This is a genomic window from Streptomyces sp. NBC_01237 (assembly GCF_035917275.1).
Lineage (GTDB): Bacteria > Actinomycetota > Actinomycetes > Streptomycetales > Streptomycetaceae > Streptomyces.
Genome location: NZ_CP108508.1, coordinates 1171870 through 1187201, shown reverse-complemented (window position 1 = coordinate 1187201; position 15332 = coordinate 1171870). Strand labels below are relative to the sequence as shown.

At 71.2% G+C, this 15332-nt stretch carries 12 protein-coding genes; 4 read left to right on the top strand and 8 right to left on the bottom strand.

Going from position 1 to position 15332, the window contains the following annotated elements; all coding sequences use genetic code 11:
• Positions 1-191 precede the first annotated feature (191 nt).
• Together OG251_RS05245 and OG251_RS05240 are read right to left on the bottom strand one after the other, a co-directional pair.
• Entirely contained in the window at positions 192-3122 is a 2931-nt protein-coding gene (locus OG251_RS05245) for an FAD-binding and (Fe-S)-binding domain-containing protein (protein ID WP_326675990.1), read from the bottom strand.
• 57 nt (positions 3123-3179) lie between these two features.
• Positions 3180-3623 carry a MarR family winged helix-turn-helix transcriptional regulator gene (locus tag OG251_RS05240; protein ID WP_073718830.1) on the bottom strand — a complete coding sequence of 148 codons (444 nt, stop codon included), beginning with the start codon at positions 3621-3623 and terminating at the stop codon, positions 3180-3182.
• Between the two features lie 122 nt (positions 3624-3745).
• Between OG251_RS05240 and OG251_RS05235 the strand changes: the two genes are divergently transcribed.
• Both OG251_RS05235 and mltG read left to right on the top strand, forming a co-directional pair.
• Complete coding sequence (locus OG251_RS05235; RefSeq protein WP_326675989.1) at positions 3746-5551, top strand: ABC transporter ATP-binding protein; 1806 nt, start codon at positions 3746-3748, stop codon at positions 5549-5551.
• A gap of 368 nt (positions 5552-5919) precedes the next feature.
• The gene (gene mltG, locus OG251_RS05230; protein WP_326675988.1) at positions 5920-6768 is read left to right on the top strand and encodes an endolytic transglycosylase MltG; all 849 of its coding nucleotides are present in this window, start codon (positions 5920-5922) and stop codon (positions 6766-6768) included.
• 52 nt (positions 6769-6820) lie between these two features.
• On the opposite strand, the gene OG251_RS05225 is transcribed toward mltG, so the two are convergent.
• From OG251_RS05225 to OG251_RS44955, 6 genes are all read right to left on the bottom strand, one after another.
• Positions 6821-7927 (bottom strand): NAD(P)-binding domain-containing protein, encoded by a 1107-nt coding sequence (locus OG251_RS05225; protein WP_326675987.1) that lies wholly within the window; start codon positions 7925-7927, stop codon positions 6821-6823.
• 122 nt (positions 7928-8049) lie between these two features.
• On the bottom strand, positions 8050-9258 hold the full coding sequence (locus tag OG251_RS05220) for an LLM class flavin-dependent oxidoreductase (RefSeq protein WP_326675986.1): 1209 nt from the start codon (positions 9256-9258) through the stop codon (positions 8050-8052).
• Positions 9255-10283, bottom strand: a complete 1029-nt coding sequence (locus OG251_RS05215) for an ABC transporter substrate-binding protein (protein ID WP_326675985.1) — start codon at positions 10281-10283, stop codon at positions 9255-9257. Before OG251_RS05215 ends, OG251_RS05220 begins: the two co-directional genes overlap by 4 nt.
• A 57-nt stretch (positions 10284-10340) precedes the next feature.
• Positions 10341-11108: an ABC transporter ATP-binding protein gene (locus OG251_RS05210; RefSeq protein WP_326675984.1), complete on the bottom strand. Its 768-nt coding sequence runs from the start codon at positions 11106-11108 to the stop codon at positions 10341-10343.
• Entirely contained in the window at positions 11081-11980 is a 900-nt protein-coding gene (locus OG251_RS05205) for an ABC transporter permease (protein ID WP_326675983.1), read from the bottom strand. The genes OG251_RS05210 and OG251_RS05205 overlap by 28 nt, the downstream gene beginning before the upstream one ends.
• Positions 11981-12174: 194 nt before the next feature.
• A complete protein-coding gene (locus tag OG251_RS44955) occupies positions 12175-12258 on the bottom strand; it encodes a putative leader peptide (protein WP_353962292.1) in 84 nt (27 codons plus the stop codon).
• A 92-nt stretch (positions 12259-12350) separates the two neighbouring features.
• Here OG251_RS44955 and OG251_RS05200 point away from each other — a divergent pair, with 92 nt between their 5' ends.
• Entirely contained in the window at positions 12351-12773 is a 423-nt protein-coding gene (locus tag OG251_RS05200; protein ID WP_326675982.1) for a YjbQ family protein, read from the top strand.
• A gap of 211 nt (positions 12774-12984) precedes the next feature.
• Entirely contained in the window at positions 12985-15273 is a 2289-nt protein-coding gene (locus tag OG251_RS05195; RefSeq protein ID WP_326675981.1) for a serine/threonine-protein kinase, read from the top strand.
• The last annotated feature ends 59 nt before the right edge of the window (positions 15274-15332 follow it).

Below are 15332 nucleotides of genomic sequence, written 5' to 3'. Positions count from 1 at the left end.
GGGGTGCACGGGCGTGCGGAGTGAGGCGGTGTACGGCGGGGGCGTGCTCCGGCGTGAGGGCACGGGCGTGCGGGGTGTGCCGGTGTGAGGCGGTGGGCGTGGGCGCGCGGCTACGTCACCCGATGCCGGGACCCACCACGGTCACCCGGCGGCCGGCCTCGGCTCCACCCCGCCCGGCGGCCGTCGATCGCTCAGCCGGACGGCCGGGTGGCCCGTTCCAGCTCCATCAGCACCGAGTAGTACTCGCGGCCGGTCGCCCGGTCCATCCCGATCTCGCACATCCGGTTCGCCGACAGATAGGCGTCGTACTCCCGGCTGTTGACCTCGGCGGCCTCCTTCGCGGTCGCCGAATCCGTCAACTCCTTGTGCAGCATGCCTCGGTCGCCCGCGAAGGCGCAGCAACCGGCATCGTCCGGAATGACCACCTCGTCCGCGCATGCCTCGGCCAGCGTACGCAACTGCTCGACGTCGCCCAGGTGTTCCATCGAACACGTCGGGTGGAGGACCGCCGAACCGGCCCTTCGCAGCACCGTCAACTCCGGCAGCAGTTCATCGGCGGCCCAGACCAGGGAGTCGACGACCGTCAGCTCCCGGTGCAACTCCCGGTTGTCCTCGGTGAGATACGGCACCACCTCATGGGCGATACCGAGCGTGCACGACGAGGCGTCGACGACCAGCGGCAGCTTTCCGCCCGCCGTCCAGCCCCACGCCGCCTCCACGATGCGGTTGGCCATCACGGCGTTGCCCGCGTCGTACCCCTTGGAGTGCCAGATCGTCGCGCAACAGGTCCCCGCGACGTCCTCCGGGATCCACACCGGCTTTCCGGCGCGGGCGGACACGGCCACGACGGCCTCGGGCAACGAGGGCTCCCGGTGCCGGTCGGGGCCCGCGAAGATGCGGTTCACACACGCCGGGTAGTACACGGCGCTCGCACCGACCCGCGCCGTACGGGGCAGCTTCCGGGCGGCGGCACCGGGGATCTCCGGCAGCCACTCCGGTACGAGATCGGGGCGCACGGCCTTGCGGGCCAGCCCGGTCACGGACTCCAGCAGCCGGTCACCGATCCTGTCGGCCGCCGCGACCGCGAGCCGTGCCGAGACCTCGACGGACTTGAAGTTCTTCGCGGTGAGGGCGGCGACGCGCTCCTCGCGCGGCGAGTGCCGACGGTGGCGGAAGTCCTTCATCATCGCGCCGGTGTCGATGCCGACCGGGCACGCCAGCTTGCAGGTGGAGTCGCCGGCGCAGGTGTCCACGGCGTCGTACCCGTACGAGTCGAGCAGCGCGGTCTCCACCGGGGAGCTGTCCGGCTGCCGCATCATCTCGCGGCGCAGCACGATCCGCTGGCGCGGTGTGGTGGTCAGATCCTGGCTGGGGCAGGTGGGCTCGCAGAAGCCGCACTCGATGCACGGGTCGGCGACCGCCTCCACCTTCGGGATCGTCTTCAGGCCACGCAGATGGGCCCGGGGGTCGCGGTCGAGGACGATGCGGGGAGCCAGGACCCCGTCGGGGTCGATGATCTGCTTCGTGCGCCACATCAGCTCCGTCGCCTTCGGCCCCCACTCCAGCTCCAGGAAGGGGGCGATATTGCGGCCGGTGGCGTGTTCCGCCTTCAGCGACCCGTCGAAACGCTCCACGACGAGGGTGCAGAAGTCCTCCATGAACGCGGCGTACCGCTCGACGTCGGAGGGCAGCGCGGCGTCGAAGGCGAGCAGGAAGTGCAGGTTGCCGTGTGCCGCGTGGCCCGCGACGGCGGCGTCGAAGCCGTGCTCCGCCTGGAGCCCGAGCAGGGCCTCGCAGGCGTCGGCGAGCCGGGACGGCGGGACCGCGAAGTCCTCCGTGATCAGTGTCGTGCCCGAGGGACGGGAGCCGCCGACCGCGGTGACGAAGGCTTTGCGCGCCTTCCAGTAGCCGGAGATGGCCTTGGTGTCCCGGGTGAACTCATTGGTGACGGAGGCGGCCGGCGCGACCAGGTCGAGACCCGCGACGACCGCGTCCGCCACCCGCTCGTACTCCTGCTGACCGGCTTCGTCGGGGGCACGGAACTCCACCAGCAGCGCCGCGGTCTCCTTCGGCAGGGCCGCCCAGTCCGCGGGAACGCCCTGGACGCTGACCGAGGCGCGCAGCGTATTGCCGTCCATCAGCTCCACCGCGATGGCGCCCGCGTCGTTGAAGCGCGGAACCGCTGCCGCGGCGGCGGTCAGCGACGGGAAGAAGAGCAGCGCCGAGGAGATCCTGCGGTCCAGCGGAAGGGTGTCGAAGACGACCTCGGAGATGAAGCCGAACGTGCCCTCGGATCCGACCATCAGCCCGCGCAGGATCTCCACGGGCGTCGAGCCGTCGAGGAACGCGTCGAGGCGGTAGCCATTGGTGTTCTTGATCTCGTACTTGGCGCGGATCCGGGCGGTGAGCGCGTCGTCCGCCTCGATCTCCGCCTTCAGCGCCAGCAGTCCTGCGCACAGGTCCGGCTCGGCGTGCGCCAGCGTCGCGTCGGCCTCGGGATCGGCCGTGTCGACGACCGTGCCGCTCGGCAGGACGAAGGTGAGCGAGGAGACGGTGCGGTACGAGTTGCGGGTCGTCCCGGCCGTCATGCCGGAGGCGTTGTTGGCGACGACACCGCCGACGGTGCAGGCGATGGCGCTCGCCGGGTCGGGGCCGAGCAGGCGCCCGTGCCGGGCCAGCGTGGCATTGGCCCGCATCACGGTGGTCCCCGGCCGGATCCGGGCCCGCGCCCCGTCGTCCAGGACCTCGATCCCCGTCCAGTGGTGCCGTACGTCGACGAGGATGTCCTCGCCCTGCGCCTGCCCGTTCAGGCTGGTGCCGGCCGCCCGGAAGACGACGTCGCGGCTCTTGCCGTGCGCGTACGACAGGATCGCCGAGATGTCGTCGATGTCCTCGGGGACGACGACGACCTGGGGAAGGAACCGGTAGGGGCTGGCGTCGGAGGCGTACCGCACGAGGTCGGAGACCTTCCACAGCACCTTGTCGGCGCCGAGCAGCGCGGTCAGATCGGAGCGCAGTGGCTCCGGGGTGCCCTGCGCGTTCCGGTCGGGCACCCGGTCGGGCGAGGGCTCACGCACCGTACCGGGACGAAGGGATTCCGGGTTCGGCTCCAGCAACGGCATGTCAGGTCCCCTCAAGCGGCTCGGCGCGGTGCCCCGCGCCCGTTCGGTTTCAGCATGTCAGCAATGCCTTTCCGGCATTCCGTCGACCAGGGCGGACAGCAGTCCGCCGAGCACTTCGCGCTGATCGGCGGTCAGTGGAGCCAGGATCTCCTCCGCGGCGGCCCGGCGCGCGCTGCGCAGGGACCGGAGCGTGGCGTGCCCCTCATCGGTGATCTCGATGCGCACCACCCGGCGGCTGTCCGGATCCGGGGCCCGCCGCACCCGGCCGCTCGCCTCCAGGGCGTCGACCACGGTGGTCACGGCGCGCGGCACGACGTCCAGGCGCTGGGCGAGATCCGCCATCCGGGGTGCGGCGTCGTACTGCGCGACGGTGCGCAGCAGCCGGAACTGCGCGGGCGTGATGCCGATCGGCTCCAGCTGGCGGCTCTGGATGCGGTGGAGCCTGCGCGTCAGCCGCAGCAGTTGCTCGGCCAGCAGGCCGTCGGAGTCGGGGGAGTCCATGAGGGAACAATAACAGGACCTTGTTCATTGTGAGTATAGGTAACAATGAGCTATGCTCTCAAAAGTTCGGCAAGCTTGTCCGTGATCGCATGTCCGCCACCTCACGCCCGGCGAAGGAGCACATGAAACCCGACGAACCCACGTGGACGCCCCCGCCCCGAGATGCCGCCCAGCCGCCCGCCGAGCTGCGCCGCATCTTCCGTCTCTTCCATCCGTACCGCGGCCGGCTCGTGCTGGTCGGGCTGCTGGTCGGCGCCTCGTCGCTGGTGTCGGTCGCCTCTCCGTTCCTGCTCCGCGAGATCCTCGACACCGCCATCCCGCAGGGGCGCACCGGCCTGCTCACGCTGCTCGCCCTCGGCATGATCCTCACCGCCGTGATGAACAGCGTCTTCGGCGTCCTGCAGACCCTGATATCGACCACGGTCGGCCAGCGGGTCATGCACGATCTGCGCACAGCCGTCTACACCCAGCTGCAGCGGATGCCGCTGGCCTTCTTCACCAGGACCCGCACGGGCGAGGTGCAGTCCCGCATCGCCAACGACATCGGCGGCATGCAGGCGACGGTCACCTCCACCGCGACGTCACTGGTCTCCAACCTCACCGCGGTCATCGCCACCGTCGTCGCCATGCTCGCGCTCGACTGGCGGCTGACCGTCGTCTCCCTGCTCCTGCTGCCCCTGTTCGTCTGGATCAGCCGACGGGTCGGCCGGGAGCGCAAGAAGATCACCACGCAGCGTCAGAAGCAGATGGCCGCCATGGCCGCCACGGTCACCGAATCGCTCTCGGTCAGCGGCATCCTGCTCGGCCGCACCATGGGCCGCTCGGACTCCCTCACCCAGGGATTCGCCGAGGAGTCCGAGCGGCTGGTCGACCTCGAAGTGCGCTCCAACATGGCCGGGCGGTGGCGGATGTCGACGATCGGCATCGTCATGGCCGCGATGCCCGCCGTCATCTACTGGGCCGCGGGTCTCACCCTCCAGTCCGGCGGCACGGCGGTGTCCATCGGCACGCTGGTCGCGTTCGTCTCGCTCCAGCAGGGCCTGTTCCGTCCGGTCGTGAGTCTGCTCTCCACGGGTGTGCAGATGCAGACCTCTCTCGCGCTCTTCCAGCGGATCTTCGAGTATCTCGATCTGGACGTGGACATCACCGAGCCCGAGAAGCCCGTACGGCTGGAGAAGATCCGGGGCGAGGTCGCCTTCGAGGACGTCGACTTCAGCTATGACGAGAAGAGCGGCCCGACGCTCACCGGAATCGATGTGGCCGTGCCGGCGGGCGGCAGCCTGGCCGTCGTCGGACCCACCGGCTCCGGCAAGTCCACCCTCAGCTATCTGGTGCCGCGCCTGTACGACGTCACCGGAGGCCGGGTCACGCTCGACGGGATCGACGTGCGGGACCTGGACTTCGACACCCTCGCGCGGGCCGTCGGCGTGGTCTCGCAGGAGACCTATCTCTTCCACGCCTCGGTCGCCGAGAACCTGCGCTTCGCCAAGCCGGACGCCACCGACCAGGAGATGGAGGAGGCGGCCCGCGCCGCGCAGATCCACGACCACATCGTGTCCCTGCCCGATGGGTACGACACGCTGGTCGGGGAGCGGGGCTACCGCTTCTCGGGGGGCGAGAAGCAGCGGCTGGCCATCGCGCGCACGATCCTCCGGGACCCGCCGGTGCTGATCCTCGACGAGGCGACGAGCGCCCTCGACACCCGTACGGAACATGCCGTGCAGCAGGCGATCGACGCCCTCTCCGCGGGGCGCACCACGATCACCATCGCCCACCGGCTGTCCACGGTCCGCGACGCGGACCAGATCGTCGTCCTGGACGGCGGACGCGCGGCCGAGCGCGGCACGCACGAGGACCTGCTCGCCCAGGACGGCCGGTACGCGGCCCTGGTCCGCCGCGACGCCCAACTGGTCCCGGCGGCCCCGTGAGCACGGCACACGGCGACGCCGCCGCTCCCGTGGGACGGGGAGCGACGGCGTCAGGTGATGCGATCGTCAGACGAGCCAACCCACGAAGTGGATGACGCCGGCAAGCAGGTTGGTGAGGAAGTTCATCTGGTGCTTTCTCCTTGTGCGTGGTGCATCTGTGGGACTGCGCAGTCGCGGTCTGCAGCCCGTTGCCTGCGCTCTGTAATCATCAGGCCCCGTACGGGGGATGAGCAACGAAAACCGATACGATCACGCGTTCCAGCGAACACCCGATCCCTTGTTCGTGTGTTCTGGTCCTGCTCGGTGGTGCGCGTGTCGCCGATGTCGGGCTACCGGACCGCGAGGGCAGCGCGGGTTAACGTGCCCGCATGGTGAACGAGTCCCCGGACGTCCGGCCCCGCCGCAGACTCCGTCCGACGCGTCGCGGACGACTGGTCCTGATCATCGGCGCGCTGCTCGTCGTGGCGGCAGCGGTGGCGGTGCCCCTGCTGATCAGCGGGACGGAGGGGAAGAAGGAGCAGGTGCGTTCGCTGCTGATCCCCGAAGGCATGCGGGCCTCCCAGGTGTACGCGGCGGCCGACAGGAGCCTCGGCGTGGCGGCAGGCACCACCGAGAGGGCTGTGCCGTCCGCGGACCTCGCCCTTCCCGTCGAGGCCAGGGGCAACCCGGAGGGGTATCTCTTCCCGGCCACGTATCCCCTCGCCTCCGCCACCACCCCGAAGAGTCTGCTGCGCTACATGGTGGACACCGCGCTCCAGCGGTTCGGGGCGGACCGCATCACCGCCGGGGCGCAGCGCAACAGCGTCTCCGTCTACCAGTCGGTCACGATCGCCAGCGTGGTGCAGGCCGAGGCCGACACCACCTCCGACATGGGCAAGGTGGCCCGCGTCGTCTACAACCGGCTGGCCCGGGACATGCCCCTCCAGATGGACTCCACGCTCAACTACGCGTTGAAGCGATCCACCCTGGACACCACCACCGGCGACACCCGGATCGACAGCCCGTACAACAGCTACGAGCGCAAGGGACTCCCGCCGACGCCCATCGGCAACCCGGGCGAGCAGGCGATGCGGGCGGCGATCAGCCCCACGCCCGGCCCCTGGCTGTACTTCGTCACGGTCGCACCGGGGGACACCCGCTTCACCGACAACTACGCGGAGCAGCTGAAGAACGTCGAGGAGTTCAACCGCAACCGCCGCGCCGCCACCGCGGGCTGACCACGCCGTCGGGGCCCGCTCGGCCCCGAGGGATCGCCGTGCCGCGGTCCGGTCAGGCCGGAACGGATGCCGGGGCTGCCTCGTGGCGCCCGGCCGAGTCCAGCAGCCGCCGGACCGACCGGACCGCCGCCCGTCCCGCCCGGTTGGCCCCGATCGTGCTGGCCGACGGACCGTACCCGACGAGATGCACGCGCCCGTCCCGTACGGCCCTGGTGTTCTCGGCCCGGATGCCGCCCCCGGGCTCGCGGAGCTTCAGGGGCGCCAGATGGTCGACGGCGGCCCGGAAGCCGGTCGCCCAGAGGATCACATCGGCCTCCGCGGTCCGTCCGTCGTCCCAGGCCACCCCGGTCGGCGTGATCCGGTCGAACATCGGGAGCCGGTCGAGAATCCCCTGCTCACGGGCGCGCCGGACGGCGTCGGTGACCGGAAGGCCGGTGACGCTCACGACGCTCTGCGGTGGCAGCCCGCGGCGTACCCGTTCCTCGACCATCGCCACGGCGGCCCGTCCCGCTTCCTCGCCGAAGGGCCCTTCCCGGAAGACCGGGGGGCGCCGCGTCACCCAGTACGTCGCGGCGGCGACATCGGCGATCTCCATCAGATGCTGCGTACCGGAGGCGCCGCCCCCGACGACGATCACCCGCTGCCCGGCGAATTCCTCGGGTCCCGGGTAGTCCGCCGTGTGCAGCTGCCGCCCCCGGAAGGTCTCCTGCCCCGGGTAACGGGGCCAGAAGGGCCGGTCCCAGGTGCCCGTCGCGTTGATGAGCGCGCGCGTGGCGTACCCGCCCTCGGACGTCTCGACGAGCAGCCGCCCCCCGTCCCCCTCGCGTACGGCGCTGACCTCGACGGGGCGGTGCACCCGCAGGCCGAAGCGGTGCTCGTACGCGTCGAAGTACTCACCGATCACCTCGGACGAGGGCCGGCTGTCGTCGGCGCCGGTCAGTTCCATGCCGGGCAGCGCGTGCATCCCGTGGACCTTCCCGTACGTCAGCGAGGGCCAGCGGAACTGCCAGGCGCCGCCGGGGCGGGGCGCGTGGTCGAGGACCACGAAGTCACGGTCCGGCTCCAGCCCCGAGCGCCGCAGGTGGTAGGCGGCGGACAGGCCCGCCTGCCCGGCGCCGATCACGACCACGTCCAGCTCGCGCACCCCAAAGTAATTCACGCTTCTACTAACTGTGAGGGGTTCCCGGATCTTCCCGCCGGAAGGAAGTCCGGGAAACCCGCGCGCCGGCCTGTCACCTTCACTTTCGCCTTCCGGCTCAGCGCCGCGGCTCGGTCCCCGGCTCAGCGCCCCCCGGCGAACAGCAACGGCGCCCCGCCGGGTGCCGACGCCGGACGGCCATTGACCGCGGGCACGCCCAGCAGCGGAGAGGCCGGGACGGTGGACAGCAGCCCGCGCGCCGCCAGCTCGGGAGTCACGCCCTCGCCGAACCAGTACGCCTCCTCCAGATGCGGATACCCCGAGAGCACGAAGTGCTCCACGCCCAGCTCGTGATACTCCTCGATCCGGTCGGCGACCTCCGCATGGCTGCCGACCAGTGCGGTGCCCGCGCCACCCCGTACCAGACCGACGCCCGCCCAGAGATTCGGCGCGATCTCCAGCTTGTCGCGGGAGCCGCCGTGCAGCGCCAGCATCCGCTGCTGACCCACCGACTCGCTCCGGCCCAGCGCCTGCTGCGCCGCCGCGACCGTCTCCGCGTCGAGATCGCCGAGCAGCCGGTCGGCCGTCGCCCATGCCTCGCGGGAGGAATCCCTCGAAATGGTGTGCAGCCGGATGCCGAACCGGACCGTGCGCCCCCGCTCCTCCGCCAGCCCGCGAATCCAGTCGATCTTCTCCTTCACGGCCGCCGGGGGCTCGCCCCAGGTCAGATAGACATCGGCGTGCGCGGCGGCCACCGGACCGGCCGCCGCCGACGAGCCACCGAAGAAGATGTCCGGCAACGGGTCCGGCGGCAGGGCCGTCAGCCCGCCCTCCACCTGGTAGTGCTCGCCGTCGTAGTCGAACGGCCGCCCGCTCCACGCGCCCCGCACCACCGAAAGGAACTCCGCGGTCCGCGCATAGCGCCGGTCGTGGTCCAGATGGTCGCCGAACCGTCGCTGCTCCGTCGAATCGCCGCCGGTCACCACGTTGAGCAGCAGCCGTCCACGCGTGATCCGCTGATATGTCGCGGCCATCTGCGCGGCCAGCACCGGCGAGATCACGCCGGGCCGGAACGCCACCAGGAACTTCAGCCGCTCGGTGTGCTGGGCCAGCGCGACCGTGGTCAGCCAGGCATCCTCGCACCACGTCCCGGTCGGTGTCAGCACGGCTTCGAACCCCAGCTGCTCCGCCGCCTTCGCGATCTGCGCCAGATACTCGATGTCGGGAGCGCGCACCCCGCTCACCGGAGTGATCCGGTCGCGTTTGATACCGCCGTCGGTGTACGCGTGCCGGTCGACGAGGGTGCGGCCGTCACCGCCGGTGGGCAGGAACCAGTGCAGATGTACGTTCACGAGGAAGCCTTTCCGTACGAGCGGGGAGCCGCGGACGACGCGGGGAGGTCGCGGTTGAAACGGGTGTCGACGTAGTCCTTGAAGGAGAAGCGGCGCGGGATCAGACCCAGTTCGGCGAAGGTGTCGGCGATCTGCTGCTCGGAGGCGACGGCGGCCGCGTCGACGGCCACCGGGACCCGGGTCCCGTAGGTGAGCTTCACGGCGTCCAGTGCCACCTCGTACGGCATGCCCGTCTCCTTCGCCCAGACCTTCGCCCAGGCTTCCGGGTGTGCGAAGACCCATTTCTGCGCGCGCTGAAGGCGGACGAGTAGATCGCCGATGGCCCGGGACTTCTTCTCGTCCCTGAGTGCGGCGGGTGAGGCCACCTGGAACCCGAGTCCGTTGACCACCCCCTCACCCGTGGTGAGCACCCGGGCCCGCGCGGTCCGCAGGATCTGTGAGGTGTACGGATCCCAGATCGCCCAGGCGTCGACCTTGCCCCGGCTGAACGCCGCCAGCGCGTCGGCGGGCTGAAGGTAGTTCAGCTTCACATCGGAGATGCGCAGTCCGGCCTTCTTGAGCGAGGCCACCAGCTGATAGTGCGCGGAGCTGCCCTGGGCGACGGCGATCGACCTGCCCTTGAGCTGGGCGGGCTTCTTCAGCGGGGAGTCCTCCGGCACCACGATCGCCTCGCCCGCCGACGAACCGTGCGTGGCACCCACCACGACGATCTTCGAGTCGGACCCCGCGGCGAAGACCGGTGGTGTGTTCCCCACTCCGCCCAGGTCCACCGCCCGGGCGCTGACGGCCTCCAGGAGCGGTGGGCCGGAGGTGAACGTCGACCAGGTGATGCGGTAGTCGAGATCGTCCAGCTCTCCGGAAGCCCGCAGGATGGCTTCGTAACCTCCCCTCTGGTCACCGATGTCGAGGACGACACCGCCCTTCCCGTCGGTGTTGCCCGCCGTGTTCGCGGACGAGGCACCACCGCAGGCGGTGACCAGCAGGGCGAAGGGGAGAAGCAGGCCGGGCAGGGTGCGGCGTCTCATGATCTGTCTCCAGTGAGTCCGTGCGGAAGGAGAGCGGCAGGGGCGGGAGGGCGGGACTCAGGCGGCCGCGTCCGGGGCCTCGACACCGAGCTCGGCCAGGAGCCGGGAGCGCAGGGCGGCGAACCCGGGGCTGCCGGCACCGCGCGGCCGGTCCAGGGCGACCGGAGTGTCGTACGCGATCTCCCCGTCCCGCATCACCAGGGCCCGGTCGGCGAGCAGCAGGGCCTCATCGACGTCATGGGTGACCAGCAGCACCGCGCAGCCACGCCGCCGCCAGAGCTCGGCCACCAGCCGCTGCGCCCTGATCCGGGTCAACGCGTCGAGTGCGCCGAACGGTTCGTCGAGCAGCAGCAGGTCCGGTTCGCGTACGAGGGCGCGGGCCAGGGACGCGCGCTGAGCCTCGCCCCCGGAGAGCGTCCGGGGCCAGGCCCCGGCCCGCTCGGCGAGCCCGACCTCGGTCAACGCCTGCTCCGCCAGCGCCCGTTCGGGCTTGCCGGGCAGCCCGAGCAGCACGTTGCGCCAGACCCGCTTCCAGGGCATCAGCCGCGGTGCCTGGAAGGCCACGGCACGCCGTCTGGGCACGAGGACGGTGCCCTTGATCTCCCGGTCGAGTCCGGCCAGCACCCGCAGAAGGGTGGACTTCCCGCAACCACTGCGTCCCAGCAGAGCGGTGAACTCCCCGGCCCGAAGGGTGAGATCGAGCCCGTCGATCACCGGCCGGCCGTCGAATGCGCGGGTGAGCCCCTGGACCCGTACAGCGGCCTCCGGTTCCTCGGGCGGTGTGAGCGAGCGGGTGGTCACTGGCCCGTGAAGGTCGGTCGCCATTGCAGCAGCAGCCTTTCGAGAGTCCGGACGATGACATCGGCGGCGAGACCGAGGAAGGCGTAGACGACCAGGCAGACGACGATCACATCGGTGCGGAAGAACTCCCGTGCCTGGTTCATCAGGAACCCGATTCCGGCGTCGGCGTTGATGGACTCGCCGAAGACGAGGGCCAGCCAGGCGGTGGCGAGGGAATACCGCAGTCCGGTCATGGCGCCCGGAAGCGCCCCCGGAAGCACCACATGCCGCACCAGCCCCCATCGTCCGAGCCCCAACGACCGGCCCGCCTCGATGAGTTCGGCATCCACGCCCCGGATGCCGGCGTACACGTTCAGATACAGATGGAAGGCGACTCCGAGGGCGATCAGCGCCACCTTCGGGGCCTCGCCGATGCCGAGCCAGATGATGAACAGCGGAATGAGCCCCACCCAGGGCACGGTGCGCAGCATCTGCACGGTCGCGTCCACGAGATCCTCGCCCAGCCGGGAGAGCCCCGAGACCAACGCGAGTACCGTCCCCGCGATGCCGCCCAGCAGCAGCCCCATGGCCACCCGCTGGAGCGACACGGCCATGGCGGAGGGCAGGGTCCCGTCGGCGATCAGACCGGACCCGGCCCGCGCGATGGTGCCGGGCGAGGCGAGGACGTCCGGGTGCAGCACGCCCGTGGCGCTGAACACCTGCCACAGCGCGAGGAGCGACAGCGGACCGATCGTACGGCGAAGCCATCGGGGCAGGGAGCGCAGGCGGGAGGTGCGCACGGACGCCGGGACGACGGGTTCCAGATCGAGCGGCCCCGGCCAGGGGCCGGGAGTTCTTCCTGATTCCACGGTTATGTCGGGTGGCGGGGACGATGCGGGGGCATGGCCGATGGTCATGAAGGCTCCACGGGCAGTCCACGAAAGGAGCGGGGAGGGCGGCATGGCGCCGCCGGGACCGCACGCGCCCACCGGTCGGCTACGACCGGGGCACGGGGCTTACGTCGCGGGTTCGGTGAACCACGACGCGGGGGTACGTACGGCAAAGTGGCGCGAACCCGGTCGGATCGGGTGCCGCCAGACCTGAGAGAACGTCAGCAGCCGCGACAACACGCGGCGGAAGCCACTCGCAGCAGGTCGATGTGACCGCGCGCAGTGAGCAGAGCTGATCGGAACATGTCGCCGAACGTAGCGATGCGGTCCGGAACGGGTCAATGGTGTCTCGGCACGTGGACGCGCCATCTCGCCGCGCGGGCGGCAGGATGGGGGCATGGCCGATACCTTCACCACGAGCGTTCTCCACGTCACCACCGGCGCGACGGAGACCGTCACCGACCTGACCCGCGACTGCGAGGAGTTCCTCACCCGCACGGCGGCCGGCCGGGACGGGCTGCTCAACATCTTCGTCCCCCACGCCACCGCCGGAATCGCCGTGCTGGAAACCGGCGCGGGCAGCGACGACGACCTCCTCGCCGCACTGCACACCCTGCTGCCCGCCGACGACCGCTGGCAGCACCGCCACGGCACCCCCGGCCACGGACGCGACCACGTGGTACCCGCCTTCGTCCCGCCGCACGCCACGCTGCCGGTCATCGGCGGACGGCTGGAGCTGGGGACGTGGCAGTCGGTGTGCCTGGTCGACACCAACGTGGACAATTCCCACCGCCAGGTGCGGTTGAGCTTCCTCGGCTAGCGGGCCGGTGCGGTGGGGCCGCGGGGCTGGTCCCACGCGCGCCGAATGAGCGGCGCGCGTGGGGGCAGCATGGTGGGTAGGGGAGCAGCCCCGGACTTCCTGTGGGTCACCCGCTTTGCTCTGTCGTACTGCCTTGCGGCTAGTTTGTGTGCAGGACAGATACGCAGGCCCGTGGTGGCAGAGATGCACGGGGGACGGGAGGTCGGGAAGAGTGTCGCTGCGCGGAGGTGATCCAGCCGAGATCGGCGGTTATCCGCTTGAGGCGCGGCTCGGCTCGGGTGGCATGGGCACGGTCTTCCTGGCCCGTACGAGCTCGGGGCGGCCTGTCGCGATCAAGCTGATCCATCAGCAGTTCGCCGCCGACGACGAGTTCCGCACCCGTTTCCGGCAGGAGGTGGCGGCGGCGAGGCGGGTGAGCGGCGCGTTCACCGCCGCCGTGGTCGACGCCGCACCCGAGGCCGAGCAGCCGTGGATGGCGACGACCTATATCGAGGGGCACACGCTCGCCCAGCGCATCGCCATGAAGGGCCCGCTGGACGGAGCGGAGCTGAGGAGGCTCGCCATCGGGCTGGCCGAGGCGCTGCGCGACATCCACCGGGTGGGGGTCGTCCACCGTGATCTGAAGCCCTCGAACGTCGTGCTCTCGCCCGAGGGCCCGCGCGTCATCGACTTCGGCATCTCACGCGCCGTGGACCAGGAGACGCTGACGATGACGGGACGGGTCATCGGTACGCCGCCCTTCATGTCGCCGGAACAGTTGCAGGCGCCGCGTGGCGTGGGGCCGCGGTCCGATGTCTTCTCGCTGGGGACGCTGCTGGTGTACGCGGCGACGGGGCAGGGGCCCTTCGATGCGGACAGCCCCTACCTGACGGCATATCAGGTGGTACATGAGGAGCCGGCGCTGGGCGCCGTGCCCGCGGCTCTGCGCGCGGTCGTCGAGCCCTGCCTGGAGAAGGAGCCCGAGGGGCGCCCCTCGGCGGACGAGCTCCTCGTACTGCTGCGGGACCTGCCGCTCGATCTCGGCGGGACCGAGACAGGTGGGGTGGTCACGGGCCGCACCCGCGACATGATCACCCAGCATCACCTGGCGACACCGGCCACCCCGACGCCGGCTGCCCCTGCGCCGGCCACCCCTGCGCCGACTGCCCCGACACCGGTCACCCCGGCCGCCGACACGGCCGGTCCCGACACCGGGAGCACCGCCACCCCCATCGGGCGCCGTCTGCGCCGCCGGTGGCGGCCCGTGCTCGCGGCCGCGGTCGCGGTGGCAGCGATCGGCGGCGGAGTCGCCGCGGTGACGGCCGACGGCTTCGGGGGGAAGGGCGGCGTCGACAAGGACAACGGCGTCGCGGCGCCGGGCGCCGCACTTCCGGCCGGTTTCGCACCGTGGCGCACGACCGTGCCGGGGGGCCGCGAGGACATCCCCGACGAGCTGCGCTGCCTCGCGCACGGCGACGCGCTGTTCTGCGGGGGCGGCGGAGTCGTGGCGACCCGTATCAAGGCCGACGACGGCTCGCGGGTGTGGACGGCGAAGAGTCCGGGCATCCCCGTCCAGGGCATGCACCTGGTGGGCGCCACCGACGACACGGTGCTCGGCTACCGCTTCGCGGACCAGGACGCCCCGCAGGGCCCTCCCAGTGAGGTGGTGGCCATCGACGCGAACACGGGCCGGGAGCTGTGGTCCGTGCCGTCCGGTGCTCAGTCGACGGCTGTGACGGGCCGGACTCAGGACGCCGTGGTGGTCGGCTCCGCCGTCGTGACGGTGGACTCCTCCAACTCCCGCTTCGAGGCCCGGGACGCGCACAGCGGCAAGGTGGCCTGGCGCACGCGGTTCCCCGCGGGCAAGCAGTGCGCACCCGTTCCGGCGGGTGCCCAGCTCTACGCGATGTGCGCGACGGACACGGAGGTGGATGCCTTGGAGGTTCGCCACCCCACCCTGTACACGGTCGACCGCGCCTCGGGGACACTGGGCAGGCCCGTCGCGGTCGACGGCCCCGCCGTGCCGATGGGCGTCGCCGACGGCGGGCTCGTACTCCTTCAGAGGCGCATGGAGGGAACGGCACTGGCCGGCTACGACGGCGTGGCGCGGGTCGACCCGACCTCGCGCGAAGTTACGTACTCCCGGCTGGCCACGACATACGCGGGGACGCCCGGTATGGCGGACGGCACCGTCTACGTGAGCGGGCAGACGGGTCTCGTCACGGCGCTCGACCCCGCGACCGGCCGGAAGAAGTGGTCCCGGCAGACGGGCGTGGAGGGCGCGTCGGGCCCCGTGGCGGGAGCCGACGCGGTGTATTTCAGCTCGGCCACCGGCCGGGTGGTCGCGCTGTCGCCGCGCGACGGCGAACCTCTGTGGACAACGGATCCGCAGGCCGACGGCCTGACGGGCGAGCAGGGCGCAAGCCCGCGCGTGACCGTCGCGGGGCGTGCGCTGGTCGTCGCCGCGGCCAAGAACACCCTCTTCGCCTTCGACACACAGAAGCCGCCGAAGTCGGGCTGACCCCGGCGGAACCGGCCGTCGGCCGTCGTCTTCCTCGCCCGTGCCGACTCGGGAACAGG

What these genes read in the sequence shown, in the direction of transcription:
- mltG (WP_326675988.1), top strand. Translation starts at nt 5,920, where the DNA reads ATGGTGAACGAGTCCCCGGACGTCCGGCCCCGCCGCAGACTCCGTCCG.
- OG251_RS05215 (WP_326675985.1), bottom strand. Translation starts at nt 10,283, where the DNA reads ATGAGACGCCGCACCCTGCCCGGCCTGCTTCTCCCCTTCGCCCTGCTG.
- OG251_RS05235 (WP_326675989.1), top strand. Translation starts at nt 3,746, where the DNA reads ATGAAACCCGACGAACCCACGTGGACGCCCCCGCCCCGAGATGCCGCC.
- OG251_RS05245 (WP_326675990.1), bottom strand. Translation starts at nt 3,122, where the DNA reads ATGCCGTTGCTGGAGCCGAACCCGGAATCCCTTCGTCCCGGTACGGTG.
- OG251_RS05200 (WP_326675982.1), top strand. Translation starts at nt 12,351, where the DNA reads ATGGCCGATACCTTCACCACGAGCGTTCTCCACGTCACCACCGGCGCG.
- OG251_RS05205 (WP_326675983.1), bottom strand. Translation starts at nt 11,980, where the DNA reads ATGACCATCGGCCATGCCCCCGCATCGTCCCCGCCACCCGACATAACC.
- OG251_RS05240 (WP_073718830.1), bottom strand. Translation starts at nt 3,623, where the DNA reads ATGGACTCCCCCGACTCCGACGGCCTGCTGGCCGAGCAACTGCTGCGG.
- OG251_RS44955 (WP_353962292.1), bottom strand. Translation starts at nt 12,258, where the DNA reads ATGTTCCGATCAGCTCTGCTCACTGCGCGCGGTCACATCGACCTGCTG.
- OG251_RS05210 (WP_326675984.1), bottom strand. Translation starts at nt 11,108, where the DNA reads ATGGCGACCGACCTTCACGGGCCAGTGACCACCCGCTCGCTCACACCG.